Annotated in this window: 12 protein-coding genes; 5 read left to right on the top strand and 7 right to left on the bottom strand. The window is 70.3% G+C overall.

The window, feature by feature from the left end:
- The first annotated feature begins 95 nt into the window (after positions 1 to 95).
- Positions 96 to 596: a nuclear transport factor 2 family protein gene (locus SNAS_RS14185; protein ID WP_013018125.1), complete on the top strand. Its 501-nt coding sequence runs from the start codon at positions 96 to 98 to the stop codon at positions 594 to 596.
- Between the two features lie 42 nt (positions 597 to 638).
- On the top strand, positions 639 to 1,124 hold the full coding sequence (locus SNAS_RS14180) for a cupin domain-containing protein (RefSeq protein WP_013018124.1): 486 nt from the start codon (positions 639 to 641) through the stop codon (positions 1,122 to 1,124).
- Here the strand turns inward: SNAS_RS14180 and SNAS_RS14175 are convergent.
- Positions 1,121 to 3,688, bottom strand: a complete 2,568-nt coding sequence (locus SNAS_RS14175; RefSeq protein WP_013018123.1) for an alpha-L-rhamnosidase — start codon at positions 3,686 to 3,688, stop codon at positions 1,121 to 1,123. The genes SNAS_RS14180 and SNAS_RS14175 overlap by 4 nt on opposite strands.
- Positions 3,689 to 3,724: 36 nt before the next feature.
- The gene (locus SNAS_RS14170; RefSeq protein WP_013018122.1) at positions 3,725 to 4,753 is read right to left on the bottom strand and encodes a LacI family DNA-binding transcriptional regulator; all 1,029 of its coding nucleotides are present in this window, start codon (positions 4,751 to 4,753) and stop codon (positions 3,725 to 3,727) included.
- A 119-nt stretch (positions 4,754 to 4,872) separates the two neighbouring features.
- On the opposite strand from SNAS_RS14170, the gene SNAS_RS14165 reads away from it, so the two are divergent.
- The gene (locus SNAS_RS14165; protein ID WP_013018121.1) at positions 4,873 to 5,628 is read left to right on the top strand and encodes an SDR family oxidoreductase; all 756 of its coding nucleotides are present in this window, start codon (positions 4,873 to 4,875) and stop codon (positions 5,626 to 5,628) included.
- Between the two features lie 4 nt (positions 5,629 to 5,632).
- Here the strand turns inward: SNAS_RS14165 and SNAS_RS14160 are convergent, their stop codons facing one another.
- The 3 genes from SNAS_RS14160 to SNAS_RS14150 all read right to left on the bottom strand — a co-directional run bounded on the left by SNAS_RS14160 (position 5,633) and on the right by SNAS_RS14150 (position 8,712).
- On the bottom strand, positions 5,633 to 7,210 hold the full coding sequence (locus tag SNAS_RS14160) for an alpha/beta hydrolase (protein WP_013018120.1): 1,578 nt from the start codon (positions 7,208 to 7,210) through the stop codon (positions 5,633 to 5,635).
- 28 nt (positions 7,211 to 7,238) lie between these two features.
- A complete protein-coding gene (locus tag SNAS_RS14155; protein WP_013018119.1) occupies positions 7,239 to 7,664 on the bottom strand; it encodes a hypothetical protein in 426 nt (141 codons plus the stop codon).
- A gap of 139 nt (positions 7,665 to 7,803) precedes the next feature.
- Positions 7,804 to 8,712 (bottom strand): LysR family transcriptional regulator, encoded by a 909-nt coding sequence (locus tag SNAS_RS14150; protein ID WP_013018118.1) that lies wholly within the window; start codon positions 8,710 to 8,712, stop codon positions 7,804 to 7,806.
- 71 nt (positions 8,713 to 8,783) lie between these two features.
- Between SNAS_RS14150 and SNAS_RS14145 the strand changes: the two genes are divergently transcribed.
- Positions 8,784 to 8,999, top strand: a complete 216-nt coding sequence (locus tag SNAS_RS14145; RefSeq protein WP_013018117.1) for a hypothetical protein — start codon at positions 8,784 to 8,786, stop codon at positions 8,997 to 8,999.
- Positions 9,000 to 9,095: 96 nt separating this feature from the next.
- Here the strand turns inward: SNAS_RS14145 and SNAS_RS14140 are convergent, their stop codons facing one another.
- A complete protein-coding gene (locus SNAS_RS14140; RefSeq protein ID WP_013018116.1) occupies positions 9,096 to 9,689 on the bottom strand; it encodes a TetR/AcrR family transcriptional regulator in 594 nt (197 codons plus the stop codon).
- A 68-nt stretch (positions 9,690 to 9,757) separates the two neighbouring features.
- Between SNAS_RS14140 and SNAS_RS14135 the strand changes: the two genes are divergently transcribed.
- Positions 9,758 to 10,585, top strand: a complete 828-nt coding sequence (locus SNAS_RS14135; protein ID WP_013018115.1) for a class I SAM-dependent methyltransferase — start codon at positions 9,758 to 9,760, stop codon at positions 10,583 to 10,585.
- Here SNAS_RS14135 and SNAS_RS14130 read toward each other — a convergent pair.
- Positions 10,582 to 11,463, bottom strand: a complete 882-nt coding sequence (locus SNAS_RS14130; RefSeq protein ID WP_013018114.1) for a bile acid:sodium symporter family protein — start codon at positions 11,461 to 11,463, stop codon at positions 10,582 to 10,584. The genes SNAS_RS14135 and SNAS_RS14130 overlap by 4 nt on opposite strands.
- Positions 11,464 to 11,520: the final 57 nt, after the last annotated feature.

The raw sequence follows: 11,520 nt of genomic DNA, 5'->3' as shown, positions 1-11,520 counted from the left end.
GATCCTTGCGCAACCGGCCATTGTTCGCGCCGCCGTACCGGACCAGAGTGGAGACCGTCACCACGACAGCCCACTGACCTGCGAAGGAGGCCGCGATGTACGTCAACTCGTCCGAGGCGCTCACGGCGACCGAGCCCGCCGCCGTCGTGGCCGAACTGCGCGACCGCACCGAGATCGCCGACGCGCTGCACCGGTTCGCGCTCGGCCAGGACCTCAAAGACCGGGAACTGTTCGCCTCGGCCTTCGCCACCGAGGCCGAACTGGACTTTCGTCCGGCGGCGGCCAAATGGGGCTCGCGGCCCCCGGTCATGTCCGGACGCGACACGATCGTCACCACGATCCTGGGCATGTTCACCGGCCGTGTCGACACCACCCACCAGGTCACCAACGCGCGCATCGCGATCGACGGCGACACCGCCCGGCTCACCGCGCTGGTAGAGGCCCAGCACCTGCTGAGGGCCGACCGCTCGGTGCGCGCGCTGCTGAAGAACCCCTACGACGTCGCGCTGACGCGGGACGGCGACCGCTGGCTCATCACCACGATGCGCATCGACAACGCCTGGTACACCGGCGATCCCGTCGCGATCTTCGGCTGAGGCGGCCCCGCTCTTCTACTCCCCCTAAGGAAAGGAACGCCCATGTCCGATTACCCCAAGCCGGTGCTCGTCCGCGCCGCCGAGGCCGAGACCCTTCAGGACGGACCCACCAGCCTGCTCACCCTGCTGGCCGACTCCGACACCACCGGCGACGCGATGACCGTCAACCGGGCCACCCTGTCGGACGGTTCCCCCGGCGCGCCGCCGCACTTCCACACCCGCGCGGCCGAGGCGTTCTTCATCATCGACGGCGCGATGCGGATGCTGCTGGGCGACACCATCACCACGCTCCACAAGGGTGACTTCCTGGTAGTGCCGTCGATGCTGCCGCACGCGTTCGCGCCGGTCCCCGGCGGATCGGCCGACGCGCTGGTCGTGTTCAGCCCCGGCATGGCCCGGTTCGACTACTACCGGCTGCTGGAGCGGGTGTTCAAGGGCATGTCGGACATCAGCGAGATCGCCGCCAGCTCCGGCCGGTACGACAACCACTACTGCGACAGTCCGGTGTGGCGCGAGGCACTGACCTAGGTGGAGCGCGGATCGTCGACGGTCCAGGTGTGCTCGCCGCTGCCGACGTCGAGCGGGTCGCTGCCCGGCAGGGTGACGTGCGCGGTGGTGTTCGGGGGAACGGTCGCGCGCACGAGCAGACGGCCGTCGCTGACCTCCCAGCTGACCGAGGCCCGGCCGTGGGCGGTCTCCAGTTCGGTCGCGGCCCGGTCGAGTCCGGCCAGCGGAACCGGCGCGATCGCGATGCGCCGGTAGCCCGGCTCCAGCGGCGCCAGCCCGGCGACCGTGCGGTGCAGCCAGTCGGCGATCGCGCCGAAGGCGTAGTGGTTGAACGAGGTCATCTCGCCGGGATTGATGGTGCCGTCGGGAAGCATGCTGTCCCAGCGTTCCCAGACCGTGGTGGCGCCCATGGTGACCGGGTACAGCCAGGAGGGGCACTCGGTCTGGAGCAGCAGCCGCCGCGCCGTGTCAGCGTGTCCGGTGCGCACCAGCGCGTCCTGGATCAGCGGGGTGCCGACGAAGCCGGTGCCGATGCGGTGGTCGGCGCGCCGGACGAGTTCGGCCAGCCGCTCGCCCAGGTTGTCGCGCAGCCGCGCGTCGGTGACCAGGTCGAACATGAGCGCCAACGCGTAGGCGGTGGGGGCGTCGGAGACCAGCCGTCCGGCCGGGGTGACGTACTCGCGCACCCAGGCGGTGCGGACCTCGTCGGCGAGGGTGTCGTACCGGCGGGCGTCGTCGTCCAGGCCCAGTTCCCGCGCGGCGCGGGCGACCAGTGCCGCCGAACGGTGCAGGTAGGCGCTGGCGACGATGTCGGGATCGGTCTTGGCCTTGCCCGGCTCGTCGGAGGGGGCGTCGGGGTCGAGCCAGTCGCCGAACTGGAACTGTCCCTCCCACAGTCGGCGCGGCCCGGCGATGGCGGCGATGTGGTCGGCCCAGGCTCGCATGCTGGGGTACTGCCGCTCCAGGACCGCGCGGTCGGCGAAGCGTTCATAGAGGACGGACGGTACGACGGTGGCGGCGTCACCCCACGCGGCGGCCGGTGTCCGGACCGAGTCGAGTACGTCGGGCACGATGAACGGGACGGCGCCGTCCTGGCTCTGTTCGAGGGCCAGGTCTTCGAGCCAGGAGGCGAGGAAGCCGTCGCAGTCGAACAGGTAGGCGGCGGTGGGAGCGAAGACCTGGATGTCTCCGGTCCAGCCGAGCCGTTCGTCGCGCTGCGGGCAGTCGGTGGGGATGCTGAGGAAGTTGCCCCGCATGCCCCACACGATGTTGTCGTGGAGCTGGTTGAGCGGCTCGTGCGAGCAGGTGAACCAGCCGGTGCGTTCGAGGTCGGAGCCGACGACGACGGCGGTGACGTCCTCGGGGTCGAACTCGCCGGGCCAGCCCTGGATCTCGGCGTACCGGAACCCGTGGAAGGTGAACGCGGGCTCCCAGGTCTCGATTCGAGCGCCCGCGAGGGTGTAGGAGTCGGTGGCCTTCGCGTGCCGCAGCGGACGGGTGCCCAGTTCGCCGTGTTCGAGGACCTCGGCGTGCCGCAGCACGACGGTGTCGCCTTCGCGACCGGACACCCGGATCCGCAGGTGCCCGACCAGGTTCTGTCCGAAGTCGACAACGGTTCGGCCGCTGGGGGTGACGATGACGTCCTTGACGGCGAGCTCCTCGACGCGGCGCACCGGCGGCGCGGTGCGGGCGATCGGCCGCGACACTCTGGACGCGTCGATCCGAGCCTCCGACCAGCCGTCGTCGTCGAATCCCGGCGAGGACCAGCCCGGCGATGCGCGGCGGGCGTCGTAGCTTTCACCGGCGTAGATCCCGCTGGCGGTGATGGGTCCCTCGGCGGTGGCCCACCAGGCGCCCTCGCCGGTGGCGACCACTTCCGACGTGCCGTCGGCGTATTCGAGTAGGAGCTGCGCGGCGAAGCTGGGGTACTCGCCGTAGAACGGCTTGGCCTCGCCGTGGAAGCCGTACCGCTCGGTGTACCAGCCTCCGGCCAGCGTGGCGCCGAGCGCGCACCGGCCGGGGCGCAGCAGCTCGGTGACGTCGGTGGTCTCGTGGACGAGCCGGTGCTGGTAGGCGGTCCAGCCGGGCTTGAGGCGTTCGTCGTCGACGGCGACGCCGTTGAACTCGATCTGGTAAACGCCGCGCGCGCTGGCGTACAGGGTCGCGGCCCGCAGTCCCTCGCGCACCTCGAATTCGTGGCGCAGCAGCATCGGCTGCCCCGCAGCGGGTTCGGGCACGGCGATGAAGTCGGCGCGCCATTCGGTCTCGGCGAGGAACCCGGCCCGGATCTCGAGCGGTTCGCTCCAGGCCGAGGTGGTGTCGTCGGATCCGTCGACCCGGACGCGAAGCTGGCCGCGCTCCCGGGGCCGCAGCGGCTCGAACGGCCAGGCGACGAGCACACTGTCGCGGCCGTCGACGCGGGCGACGGTGGAGTCCGATTCGCGGCGCCATTCGATCTCGGCACCGCGCTGGGTCCAGTCGGGCGCGGTCGTGGCGGTCTTCCAGGACAGGCGCGGTCGGTCGGTACCGACGAACGCCGAGTCGGTGCGGTATTCGGCGCGCAGTGCGTGGACGGTGGGGTGCATCGAGTTCTCCCTCGCGGTTGTCTCGGATCGGATGGGTCAGGGCGGTGGCCGGGTGCTGGACCGCACGACGAGCTCGGGCCGCACGATCTCCTGTCGCGGCTCGGTTCGCCCCGCGATGCGTTCCAGCAGCAGTTCGGCGGCGAGACGGCCGATCCGCTCGCCGTCCTGGTTCACCGTGGTGAGTGAGACTCCCGGGTGCCGGGCGATCTCGATGTCGTCGTAGCCGACGACGGAGACGTCCATGGGGGTCAGTCCGGCTTCGGCGATGGCGCGCTGCACCCCCAGCGCCGGTTCGTCGTGGGAGGCGAAGATCGCCGTCGGCCGCTCGGGGCCGGTCAGCAACCGCGTCGCGGTGCGGCACGCCCCGGCCTCGCCCGTGGGCGTGCGGACGACCCGGATGTGGGCGTCGAGCCCGGACTCCCGCATGACCTCGCGATAGGTTTCGAGCCGGATCGCCTGCGGCACACCGGAACCGGGAACGGTCTTCGTCTCCTCGCAGGTGAGGTGGGCGATGTCGCGGTGTCCGAGATCAATGAGGTGCCGCATCGCCTGGCGGGTCCCGGCCTCGTCGTCGTTCGCGACGGTGTCGTATCCGCTGGCACGGTCGTGCCGTCCGAGCATCACCACCGGCACCGTCGCGGCCAGGGCTTCCAGCCACGCGGGCTCCACCAGCGGCGAGACCGCGATGACGCCGTCGACCTGCCGGTCGACGAGCGCCTGGATGGCGCGATAACCCTCCACGTTGGCCGGATCGGCCGGGGCGACGATGAGTTGGTACGGCGACGCGGACACCGCCGCCGTCACCCCGGCGAGCAGGCGCGGGAAGAACGGGTTCGCCAGTTCGGGGATCTCGATGCCGAGCGTGTAGGTGGCGCCGCGCATGCCACGGGCCGAGACGTTGGGACGGTAGCCGAGCGTCGCGATGGCCGTCGTGACCCGTTCGCGCATCGCGGCGCTGACCCCGTGGGCGTCGCGGATCACCTTGGACACCGCGGCCCGCGACACACCGGCTTCGCGCGCGACGTCCTCCATGGTGACCGGGCCCGCCGGGGTTCGCGATGCCATCGAGAGCACCTCCACAAAGAGTGACGCCTGTCAATGTACACACGATGTAGATCGTTCTACAAGCGGGAGGCTCGGGTACTGTCGAGCGGCCATCAGCCAGCACGAGAGGACCTCCGCCCATGTCGCCCACCCGCACCGCGATCGTCACCGGAGGCGCCCACGGCATCGGCGCCGGGATAGCCCGCCGCTTCGCCGCCGACGGCCTGGCGGTGGCCATCGTGGACATCAACGCCGAGCGCGCCGCCGCCACGGCCGAGTCCATCACCGCCGACGGCGGCACCGCCATCGCGCTGCCCACCGACATCGGCGACGCGCAGGCCACCACCGACGCGGTCAACACCGCCGCCGAACGGCTCGGCGGCGTCGGGGTGCTGGTCAACAACGCCGGTTACGCCCGCGACGCGGACCTGCCGGACATGACCACCGCGCAGTGGGACGAGGTCATCAACATCCACCTCAACGCGGCGTTCCACACCGTCAAGGCCGCCCACCCGTACATGCGCGAGGCGGGCTGGGGCCGGATCATCAACATCTCCAGCATCTCGGCGCTGGGCACGCCCGGCCGGGTCAACTACTCGGCGGCCAAGGCCGGGCTGCTGGGCTACACCAAGTCACTGGCGCTGGAGCTGGCGCCCGAGGGCATCACCGCCAACGCGATCGCGCCGGGTTTCATCGTCAGCGACATGACCGCCGCGACCGCGAAGCGACTGGGCCGCGACTTCGACGAACACCAGCGCATCGCGGCCGACTCGATCCCGGTGGGCCGGGTCGGACGACCCGAGGACATCGCGCACGCGGCGGCGTTCTTCGCCGCCGAGGCGGCCGGGTTCATCACCGGACAGGTCGTCTACGTGTCTGGCGGTGTGCACGGCTGAACGGCTAGTCGTTCTCGGTGACGATCCTGGCGATCTCGTCGCGAGCCGGGTTGCCGTCATCCCAGTACTGCGAGTGCGCCGCGATCGACCGGCCGCCGGGGAACCAGCCCTTGTCGCCCGGAGAGCTCTCGAAGGAGTGGGCGCCGAAGGCCGGGTCGGCGGGGTTCAGGCCGTGGCTGGACAGCGTGATGTCGGTGAACGGCACGTGGAACCGGGTGTTGCCGTCGGGCACCAGGCCGATGATGTCGTGCTGGGCGCGGGTGGCGTGGACGTCGGCGTTCGTGTTCAGGCCCGAGACGTGGTCCACCCCGACGCCGGGGCTTCCGGCGAACACCACGTCGTCGGTGTTCATGCCGTGGTCCTTGAGCGAGTGACCCACGACCGTGGAGCCGTAGGAATGGCCGACCACGGTGTTGTGTGAGGGCGCACCCTCGTGGGTGGCGCGCAGGCCGTCCTGGAACTGGGCCAGGTCGGGAGCGCCCTTCTCGGCGTAGCCGGTGGTACCGGCGTTGCTGATCCCGTCGGGGGCGTCGTAGTCGAGCCACATGACACCGACGGTCTCCTTGGTCGGGTCCAGCTGGTTGGCGTCGGACACCATCCGGTCGACCCGGTTGAGTTCGTTGCCCGCTGTGGACAGTTCGGAACCCATGCCCGGTACGTGGGTGAGCACGTTGTCCGCCTTGTCAGGGTTGCCGGTGGCGATGATGGCCTTGCCGTCGCCCTCCGGGTCGAAGCCCATCAGCAGCCGGTCGGGATGCTTCGGGTCGTCCACGATGCCCCGCAGGTTCTGCATGGCGTCGAGTTGCTTCTGCAGGTCCTCGACCTTGTTGCGGTCGTCGGCCGCGCCCGGTCCGCCGTATCCCGGGGTGTTCCTGATGTCCTCGATCTCTTGGCGTTTGGCGTCGATCGCGTCGTTGAGCGACTTCCAGTTGGCCTTGTGCCGGTCCTCGGGCGGGATGCCGTCGAGGTTGCCGATCTTTTCGGGGTGCTGGTCGATGAACGCCTGTTTCTCGGGGTCGCTGAGCGAGTCCCACCATTCCTTGACGTCCTTGGGCGTGTCACCGCGGTTGTCGGGGATGGCGTTCTCGTCGGCGAGCAGCGCGGTGGCCGTGATCTGGTCCTTGGCCTTGTCATCGGCGTCGTTGGCCATCCGCACGGCCTCGTCGATGACGTCGCGCACCTGCTGGGCCAGCCGCTCGTTCGCCTGCGCCTCGGCCGGGTTGTTGACCACCGGTGTGGTCACGGTCCCGTCGGGGCCGATGGTGAGACCGGTTCCGGCCACCAGATCGTGCGCGTCCTGCAGCCGCCGCCGCGCCGCCTCCAGGTCCGTGACGAGGTCCTCCAGCACCGCCTGACTGCGTTTGAACGCGTCCGAGGCGACGAACAGCGGCGGCGGCTGGGTCGCCATCAGGTCCGACGCCGCCGTGGAGTCGCGGCCCGCCCACATCCCCGCCGGGATGTCGGAGGCGGTCTGGACGTCCTGGGCGCTGGTCGACAACGCACCGGCGAGGCTTCCGGACTCCTCCGCCGCACGGGTCAGCTTCGAGGTGTCCATGTTGGTCAATTGGGCGTAATCAACCATGACTCGATCTTTCGCAGGCGGCGGGGCGTCAGGTCAGCCCCGGGGGTGGGGGTTCTACTCCGGTGGGGGTCACCAGGGGCGAGTTGACGGTGAACCACAGGTTGCCGATCTTCCCCTGCCGCAGGGCGATGACGAATCCGTCGTGGGGGTCGGCGACGCGCAGCACCGTGAACGGTTCGGACGGGTTGTCGGTGACGAGCTCGTAGCCCTGTCCCAGCCACCACTTCTTCAGTCGTTCGAACAGGCCGCGGTTGCGCGCGAACACGTCGTCGGACTCGGGCAGTTTCGCGACATAGGAGACTTCGACATTGACCAGATGGGACTGTCCACTCTCGGGTGGCGGGGACACGGCGTTGCGGAGTTCCGGCTCCAGCCGGATATCGGCGTCCAGTGCGGTCACCGCGTCGCGCAGATGCTGTTCGGCGCGCGGATAGGCCTGAGTCTCGTCGAGCACGGACCGACTCCTCTCGCAAACCGGTGCGGAGCGGGGATTCTCGCTTCGCAACCGTGTTCCCGGTGTGAATGAGCGTAACGAAACGGCGACGCGGACGGGTGCCAGCGACGCCTCAATATAGATGAACTATGGATCGGTCTCAGGCCGCGGCGGGAACGGCGGCTTCGCGGATCGCGGCCAGTCCGCGCGCGATGGCGGGCTGGGCGGCGCTGCCGCGTCGCACGGCGGTGAACAGCCGCCGGGTCGGCACCGGGTTGCCGTGGATCGGCAGCCGCACCACGGTGTGCTCGGCCGGGATCGGGACCAGCCGGGTGTACAGGCTCACCCCGAAACCGGTGCAGACCAGCCCGGAGGCGCTGGACCAGGTGTCGGCGTGGTGGGCGATGTCCGGCGTGAACCCGGCCGCGGCGGTGCTGCTGAGCAACAGCTGGTGCTGGTCGACACAGGACGGCATGCCGACCCACTCCTCGTCGGCGAACTCCGCCAGTTCCACACTGTCGCGCTCCGCGAAGCGGTGGTCGGACGGCACCAGCATGTCCTCGACGTCGTCGACGAGGAACCGCTGTTCGAAGCGCCGGTCGCTCGGCGGCGGGGTGGCGTCGGTCGGGTTGAACACGGCGATGTCGACCTCGCCGGACTCCAGCAGATGGAACGCCTCGTGCGATTCGACGGCCGACAGCCGCAGCCGCACCCCGGGGTTGGCCTCGCGCAACCGCTTGGCGGCCGGGGCGACGAACGCCGCGACCGTGCTGGACAGGCCGCAGATACGCAGGCTGCCGATCTCACCGGCCGCGAGCGCGGCGAGGTCCTGTTTGGCCAGTTCCCACTGCGAGTACAAGGCGTCGGCGTGGTTCAGCAGGATCTCGGCGGCCGGGGTGAGTTTGACGCGGCGGCCGGTCGGTTCCAGCAGCCGGACCCCGGTTTCGTGGGCGAGCTGTTTGAGCTGCTGTGACACCGTGGACGGTGTCAGGTGCAGGGCGTACGCGGTGGCGGTGACCGTGCCCTGGGCCCGCAGGGTGCGAAGCGTGCGCAGTCTCGGGTCGATCATTCGATTTCCTCTCATGATCCGCTGCGGAAACTTTCGTTGTTCACGAACGATTCTAGGCCGACACTTGCCGCATGACCAATCACGAGGAAACCAGCCCGAACCGGTGCCCGATCTGTGAGCTGGGCATGAGCGCGGCCCTGACGGTGGTGTCGCGGCACCGCACGTCGACGGGCACCGTGGTCTACGCGCGCTGCCAGTGCGGTCGACTGTCGATGTGGTCCGAGGCGGCCGCGACGGTCACGGCGCCACCCGAGCTGCGCACCCTGGCCAGCTGCAAAGCGGCCTGAGCCCGGGGCCGGAGCGTCGGGGCCGCCGTGTCGAGGCGGCTCAAGGCACGGTCGAAGCGTCGGGGGCCGCCGCCCCGTTTCGGCAGCGCGACCGGCTCACTCGCGGACCACGGCACCGAGCACCGCGTCCACCGACTTGCGGACGGCATCGACCCCCGGCGGCGCGGCGGTGCGATCGGCGAACAGCAGGTGGGCCGAGCCGATCAGCGTCGCGGCGAGCACGTCGGCGTCGGCTTCGTCGGCCAGCCGCCCCAGCTCGCGTTCGGCCTCCAGGTAACCGGCGAACAGGATCGCGGCCTGGGTCAGCACCGGCACCCCGGCGGGCCAGGTCTCGCGCAACCGGTTCCGCAGTTCGTCGCGGAAGGTGATGAGCGGGACGATCGCCACGGCCACCGAGTCGAACACGCTCATCAGCGCGCCGGTGACGTTGTCGGCGACGGCGCCCGTTCCGGCACGGTCGTGCAGCGTCGCGACCTCGGCCTCCAGCCGGTGCGCCCGGTCGAGGACGAACTCGGCCAGGAAGGCGTCGAAGTCGGCGAAGTGGCGGTGCAGCACCCCCTTGGCGCAGTTGGCCTCGGTGGTGACGGCCCGGCTGCTCAAGCCCGCCGGTCCGTCGCGCAGCAGCACCCGCTCGGCGGCGTCGAACAACTGGGTGCGGGCATCGCGCATGGCCACGCCGGTTGGCGCCATGGACTTCTCCTTCATGGGTTTGAGCTGCGAACTTGTCAAGTGGGCGCTCGCCCATTTAAAGTGGGCGCATGACCACTATATCGTCGGGCACCGTCCCGCCAACCCCATCAGAACCGCACCGACACCGCGCGATGGCCGAGTCCTTCGGCGTCGACGCCGAACGCTACGACCGCACCCGACCCCACTACCCCGACGCCATGGTGACGGCGCTCGTCGCCACCGCGCCCGGGCCCGACGCCCTCGACGTCGGCTGCGGCACCGGCATCGAGGCGCGGCAGTTGCAGGCGGCGGGCTGGCGGGTGCTCGGCCTCGACCCCGACGAGCGGATGGCCGCGTTCGCGCGCGGCACCGGCGTCGACGTCGAGGTGGCGACCTTCGAGGACTGGGACCCGCGCGGTCGTGACTTCGACGCGGTCATCGCGGCCACGGCCTGGCACTGGGTCGACCCGGTGGCCGGAGCCGCCAAGGCGGCCCGGATCCTGCGGCCGGACGGCCTGCTGGCGCTGATCTGGAACGTCGGCCAGCCGCCTTCGGTGGTGGGCCGAGCGTTCGCGACGGCCTGCGAGCGGATGGTGCCCGACCTTCCCGGCACCCTCAACGCGGAGCGGCCCGCCGTCGAGCTGTATCAGGCGATGTTCGACAAGGCCGCCGACGGCATCCGCGCCACCCCGGATTTGAGCAAGCCGCGCCAGGAACGGTGGGACTGGCAGCAGGACTACACCCGCGAACAGTGGCTCGACGTGCTGCCCACCCAGGGCCTGCTCACCCGGCTGGCTCCCGAACCGCTGGCCGAGGTGCTCGCCGAGGTCGGCGCGGCCATCGACTCGCTGGGCGGCGGCTTCACGATGGACTACGCGACCGTGGCGGTGACCGCGACCCGAACCGCGGCGGGCTAAGCGGCCTTGACCGGCTCGTCCTTGACGCCGCGGCGCGCCAGGAACCCGGCGCCCGCGGCGGTGAAGAACATGACCAGGCCGTACAGCGCCGCCGGGATCGACATCTCGACGTTGCCCAAAAGCGCCGGGCTCAACGCGATCGTGATGGCCAGCGTCGAGTTGTGGATACCGATCTCCATACAGGACGCGATCGCCTGCCGACGTTCGACCTTGAGCAGCCGGGGCACCCAGTAGCCGACCGTCAGGCTCAGCACGCTGAACAGGACCGTGATCGCCCCGACCGAACGGATGTAGCCACCGAGATTGGCCCACTCGGTGGCGATGGCCCCGGCGATGACCAGCACCAGGATGATCGCCGAGGCGATCTTCACCGGACGGCTCAACCGCGCGGCGAAGCCGGGACTGCGACGCTTCACCAGCATCCCGAGCACCACCGGCACCAACACGATGGCGAAGATCTGCAAGGTCTTGCCGAACTGGAGCCCCAGCGTGCCACCGTCCGCGACGAAGTAGGTCAACGCCAGGTTCGTCACCAGCGGCAGCGTCACCACCGCCACCACCGAGTTGATCGCGGTCAGGGTGATGTTGAGCGCGACGTCGCCGCCGAACAGGTGACTGTAGAGGTTGGCCGTGGTGCCGCCTGGCGAGGCGGCCAGCAGCATCATGCCCACCGCCAGCACCGGCGGCAGCTCGAACAGCAGCACCAGGCCGAAACACGCGGCGGGCAGCAGCAGGATCTGGCAGCCCAGGGCCGCGGCGGCCGCGCGCGGATACCGCGCCACCCGGGCGAAGTCCGCGGTGGTCAGGCCCAGCCCCAGCCCGAACATGATGATCGCCAGGGCGATCGGAAGGAAGACCTCGATAAGAACGGTGTCCATGCTGGGCCCCTCGGGTGTGTGCGGGGTGCCTCGCCCGCCGGGCAGCGGGGTATGAGG

The sequence above is a fragment of the Stackebrandtia nassauensis DSM 44728 genome (assembly GCF_000024545.1).
Lineage (GTDB): Bacteria > Actinomycetota > Actinomycetes > Mycobacteriales > Micromonosporaceae > Stackebrandtia > Stackebrandtia nassauensis.
Note: the sequence above shows the minus strand (reverse complement) of the source record. Positions and strands in the feature narration are given on the sequence as shown.

Coding starts and splice junctions, on each gene's coding strand:
- SNAS_RS14185 (WP_013018125.1), top strand. CDS start 96: ATGTACGTCAACTCGTCCGAGGCGCTCACGGCGACCGAGCCCGCCGCC.
- SNAS_RS14180 (WP_013018124.1), top strand. CDS start 639: ATGTCCGATTACCCCAAGCCGGTGCTCGTCCGCGCCGCCGAGGCCGAG.
- SNAS_RS14175 (WP_013018123.1), bottom strand. CDS start 3,688: ATGCACCCCACCGTCCACGCACTGCGCGCCGAATACCGCACCGACTCG.
- SNAS_RS14170 (WP_013018122.1), bottom strand. CDS start 4,753: ATGGCATCGCGAACCCCGGCGGGCCCGGTCACCATGGAGGACGTCGCG.
- SNAS_RS14165 (WP_013018121.1), top strand. CDS start 4,873: ATGTCGCCCACCCGCACCGCGATCGTCACCGGAGGCGCCCACGGCATC.
- SNAS_RS14160 (WP_013018120.1), bottom strand. CDS start 7,210: ATGGTTGATTACGCCCAATTGACCAACATGGACACCTCGAAGCTGACC.
- SNAS_RS14150 (WP_013018118.1), bottom strand. CDS start 8,712: ATGATCGACCCGAGACTGCGCACGCTTCGCACCCTGCGGGCCCAGGGC.
- SNAS_RS14145 (WP_013018117.1), top strand. CDS start 8,784: ATGACCAATCACGAGGAAACCAGCCCGAACCGGTGCCCGATCTGTGAG.
- SNAS_RS14140 (WP_013018116.1), bottom strand. CDS start 9,689: ATGGCGCCAACCGGCGTGGCCATGCGCGATGCCCGCACCCAGTTGTTC.
- SNAS_RS14135 (WP_013018115.1), top strand. CDS start 9,758: ATGACCACTATATCGTCGGGCACCGTCCCGCCAACCCCATCAGAACCG.
- SNAS_RS14130 (WP_013018114.1), bottom strand. CDS start 11,463: ATGGACACCGTTCTTATCGAGGTCTTCCTTCCGATCGCCCTGGCGATC.